The organism is Motilibacter deserti (genome assembly GCF_011250635.1).
GTDB classification, from domain to species: domain Bacteria; phylum Actinomycetota; class Actinomycetes; order Motilibacterales; family Motilibacteraceae; genus Motilibacter_A; species Motilibacter_A deserti.
Genome location: NZ_JAANNP010000163.1, coordinates 1 through 3,274, shown reverse-complemented (window position 1 = coordinate 3,274; position 3,274 = coordinate 1). Strand labels below are relative to the sequence as shown.

General features: G+C 76.6%; 4 protein-coding genes and 2 pseudogenes. 4 read left to right on the top strand and 2 right to left on the bottom strand.

The window, feature by feature from the left end:
* Together G9H71_RS24215 and G9H71_RS21795 are read right to left on the bottom strand one after the other, a co-directional pair.
* A pseudogene (locus tag G9H71_RS24215) lies at positions 1-253 on the bottom strand (hypothetical protein); the annotation flags it as partial.
* Positions 254-297: 44 nt separating this feature from the next.
* A complete protein-coding gene (locus tag G9H71_RS21795; protein ID WP_331273190.1) occupies positions 298-936 on the bottom strand; it encodes a TetR/AcrR family transcriptional regulator in 639 nt (212 codons plus the stop codon).
* Between the two features lie 130 nt (positions 937-1,066).
* On the opposite strand from G9H71_RS21795, the gene G9H71_RS21790 reads away from it, so the two are divergent.
* The 4 genes and pseudogenes from G9H71_RS21790 to G9H71_RS21775 all read left to right on the top strand — a co-directional run.
* Positions 1,067-1,546 (top strand): DUF2231 domain-containing protein, encoded by a 480-nt coding sequence (locus tag G9H71_RS21790; protein ID WP_166284865.1) that lies wholly within the window; start codon positions 1,067-1,069, stop codon positions 1,544-1,546.
* A gap of 181 nt (positions 1,547-1,727) precedes the next feature.
* Complete coding sequence (locus tag G9H71_RS24790) at positions 1,728-2,264, top strand: Rieske (2Fe-2S) protein (protein ID WP_331273189.1); 537 nt, start codon at positions 1,728-1,730, stop codon at positions 2,262-2,264.
* A 56-nt stretch (positions 2,265-2,320) separates the two neighbouring features.
* Entirely contained in the window at positions 2,321-2,863 is a 543-nt protein-coding gene (locus G9H71_RS21780) for a sigma-70 family RNA polymerase sigma factor (RefSeq protein ID WP_166284864.1), read from the top strand.
* Positions 2,860-3,274: pseudogene (locus tag G9H71_RS21775) on the top strand (hypothetical protein); the annotation flags it as partial. The gene G9H71_RS21780 and the pseudogene G9H71_RS21775, both read left to right, overlap by 4 nt.

Below are 3,274 nucleotides of genomic sequence, written 5' to 3'. Positions count from 1 at the left end.
AGGTGATCCGCAGCTCACGCACGACCTGGAAGACGTCGGGCTTGGTCGGCCGGCCGTCGTGGAAGGTGTAGCCGCGCTCGGTCCAGTAGGCCCCGAGGGCGCGCTCGACGAGCACGACGTAGCGCGAGTTGTGCAGCATGCCGAGCGCGTCGAGGTCGTCGAAGTGGACCTCGACGTAGCCGACGTGCCCGACCTGCTCCGTCCCCGGCGTTCCCGAGTCGGCTCCGGTGGAGGCACCGGTGTCGGTCTGCATGAGGTCTCCTTCAGATCGGCGCGACCGGATGGGCGCAGTGGGGTTCACGACTCGGGAAGCAGCGAAACGTCGGTCGCCAGTGACCGGAGCCGGGTGAGGACGACCGCTCGCGCCCGCGCGCCCACGGTCCCAGGATCGAGCAGGCGGCTCTGGTACGCGGCGGCGACCCCCGCGGCCTCCACCTCGTAGGCGAGCAGGGCGGGGTCGAGCGCGGCCGGCAGGTGCCCGAGCTCGACGCTGCGCGACGCCGCGCCCTCGACGACCTCGAGCCACTCGGTCAGCACCTCGGCGACACGGCTGCGCAACGGCCCCGGCCGCCCGGCGAGCTCGGCCTCGACCGTGACGAAGAAGCAGCCGGGCGAGGCGTCGGCGGCGTAGAGCGCGAGCCGCTCCTCGTGGAGCGCCCACAGCCTGGGCAGGCCGCGCGGGCGGGCGAGCGCCGGGCCGACGACCCGGGTCGCCCACTGCAGCCGTGCGTGCTCGATGGCGGCGAGCTGCAGCTGCTCCTTGGAGGCCCAGTGGGCGAAGAGGCCGGACTTGCTGACGTGCAGGGCTGCGGCCAGCCGGGAGAGCGTGAGCCCCTCGAGACCGTCGCTCGCCGCGAGCTCGACGGCCCGGTCGAGCACGGCGGCACGGGTCCGCGCGCCGCGCGCCCTGCGCGCGTCGAGGGGTTGCACGGTCACGCACTGCAACCTAGGTGACCGACCGATCGGTCGTCAAACTCTTAGCAACACGATCGAACCGACCGGCGGTCGAGCCCGTTGGAGGGGGCGAGGGGCCGGACCGGCCGGCCCGACACCACGAGGAGACGGCGTGGGGCCGACGCAGATCGACGGACTACCGGCGCACCCGTTGCTGGTCCACCTGGTCGTCGCCTCGGTGCCGCTCGCCGCACTGCTCGTCGCGCTCGCGGCGGTGTGGCCCGCCGCGCGTCGCCGGCTCGGCCCGCTGCCCCCGGTCGTGGCGCTCGTGGCGCTGATCGCCGTACCCGTCACCATGAACGCCGGGGAGTGGCTGCGCGACAGCATCCAGGGCAGCCTGCCGCAGCCCATCCCGGCGATCTCGCGGCACGAGGAGGTCGCCGAGCGGCTGCTCCCTTGGGTGATCGCGCTGTTCGTCGTCGCCGTCGCCGGGTGGGCGCTGCTGCGTCGCGCGGTCGTTCCCGTCGCCCTGCGGGTCGTCGTCGCGGTCGTCGCCGTGATCGTGTCCGTCGGGTCGACGGTGGCGGTCTACCAGGCGGGCGACACCGGGGCGCGCGCCGTGTGGGAAGGGGTAGGCACCTCCGGCGGCTGACGCGCCCGCTCCCAGCCCCGACGAGGCGCACCCCGAACGAGCACCCGCACCGACCGCATCCGCACGGACCGCATACGCACCCGCACAGACCGCGTCCGCACCGACCGCATCCGCACCGACCGCATCCGCACCGACGACGTCCGCACCGACCGCACCTGCACCAGAACCTGGAGGCCTCCTCGTGCCGATCTCCCCCTCGAACCTCCCGGCCGGCCCCGTCCTCGGCCGCCGCGCGCTGCTCGCCGGCGCCTGCGGCGTCTGCGTCGGCCTGGTCGCCGGCTGCGGCGGAGGCGACAGCGACACGGCCGGCGGCACGTCGGGCACGGGCACGACGTCGGGTACGGGCGGCAGCTCGCCGTCCGCCGCCGGGTCCGCGCCTGGCTCCCCGTCCGCGTCGGCGTCCGCCTCGAGCGGAGGCGCGGCGACGGGCCTCGTGGCCCTCGCCGACGTGCCCGTCGGTGGCGCGGTGGCGGCGACGGCCGCGGACGGGTCCCCGCTCCTGGTCGCCCAGCCGACCGCCGGCGACGTCGTCGCCTTCTCGGCGGTCTGCCCCCACCAGGGGGCTACGGTCGAGGTCGTCGGAGGCAACCAGCTCTACTGCCCCCGCCACGGCTCCGCCTTCAACGTCAGCGACGGCGCGGTGGTGCAGGGGCCGGCCGAGCAGGGGCTGCGCGCCGTCGCCGTACGCGTCGAGGGCGACCAGGTGGTCGCGGGCTGACGAAAGCTCGGCGGAGCCGCGGCGTACGCACAGCAGGACGGGAAGGGGGCGGGCCGATGGCGCAGCGGACGGCGGACGAGCCGCTCCTGCGGGCGCTGTGGGAGGAGCACGGCAGCGCGCTCCTGGCCTACGCCCAGCGCCTGACCGGCGACCGCGGCCGGGCGGAGGACATCGTGCAGGAGACGCTGCTGCGGGCCTGGCGGCACGGCGACGAGCTGGACACCCGGGCCCGCAGCGAGGGCGGGGGCGGGGCGGCCGGGCTGCGCGGCTGGCTGTTCACCGTCGCCCGCCACCTCGCGGTGGACGCCCACCGGGCCCGGCTGGCGCGCCCGCGCGAGGCCGGCGACGACACCGTGCTGGCCGCACTTCCCGCCAGCGACGAGATCGAGCGCGCGCTGGACTCCTGGCTCGTCGCCGACGCCCTCGCCGCCCTCTCGCCCGCGCACCGTGAGGTGCTGGTCGAGACCTACTACTGCGGGCGCTCGGTCGCCGAGGCCGCGGCGGTGCTGGGCGTGCCGCCCGGCACCGTCAAGTCCCGCGCCCACTACGCGCTGCGCGCGCTGCGCCTCGCGCTCGAGGAGCGGGGGGTGACCCCGTGACCGTGCCGCCGCCCACGTCCGCGCGCTGCCCGGTCGAGGGGTCGCTGGCGGCGTACGCGCTCGGAGCCCTGCGCGGGGAGGAGCTCGCGCAGGTCGAGGCGCACCTGCGCGACGCCCCGGAGTGCGCCACCTGCCGGGAGGCGCTCGAGGAGTTCCGCGGGCTGCCACCCCTGCTCGGCCTGCTCGACGCCGCCGAGGCGGTGGCCGGGCCGCCGGTGCCGCGCCACGACCAGCTCGACCGGCTCGTCGCCGCGGCCGGGCGGGAGCGGCGCGCGCGGCGCATCCGCCGGCTGGCCGCTGTCGCCGCCGCGGTCGTGCTCTTCGCCGCGGTGGGCACGGGCTGGGTCGTCGGCCGGGAGACGACAGGCCCGTCGGCGCCGACGCGCGTCACCGGCGAGAACCGCGCGATGA

Excerpts from the sequence above, each read along its gene's own strand:
- G9H71_RS21780 (WP_166284864.1), top strand. The coding sequence starts at position 2,321 with ATGGCGCAGCGGACGGCGGACGAGCCGCTCCTGCGGGCGCTGTGGGAG.